The organism is Denitrificimonas halotolerans, assembly GCF_034259425.1.
GTDB classification, from domain to species: Bacteria; Pseudomonadota; Gammaproteobacteria; order Pseudomonadales; family Pseudomonadaceae; genus Denitrificimonas; species Denitrificimonas halotolerans.
In genome coordinates, this window is the sequence record NZ_JAXIVU010000050.1 from 1 (window position 1) to 466 (window position 466).

Consider the following 466-nt stretch of genomic DNA (forward strand, 5'->3'; position numbering starts at 1 on the left):
TAAGTGCTCGGTGACCACTTCGCTGATTGCCCATGTGATTGCCGATAAATACCAATACGGTATGCCGTTGTATCGCCAAGAGAGTAAATTTAAAGGCTTGGGCCAGCCGATTTATCGCAATAACATGGCGCAATGGTGCATACGCTTTGCTGACGAAGCCAAGCCTCTGTTGCACTTAATGCGTGAGATACAAAACAGCGGTAATTACTTGCAAGCGGATGAAACCCGTCTGCAGGTGCTTAAAGAAGACGGTAAAACAGCGCAGTCGGATAAATGGATGTGGGTTATCCGTGGTGGACCGCCCGAAAAACAGAGTGTTCTTTTTGAATACGATCCCTCACGTGCAGGCAGTGTGGCTGTGCGCCTGCTAGATGATTTTGAAGGCGTGCTGCAAGCCGATGGCTATTCTGGCTATAGCGCGGTCTGCACAGCCAACTCGATTACGCGCATTGGCTGCTGGGACCAC

1 protein-coding gene is annotated in these 466 nt (G+C 50.4%); it reads left to right on the forward strand.

Features of this window, described 5'->3' with window-relative positions; translation table 11 throughout:
- Positions 1-466 (forward strand): IS66 family transposase (locus TOI97_RS13220; RefSeq protein ID WP_321554588.1); only part of this gene is annotated, 466 nt, incomplete at both ends.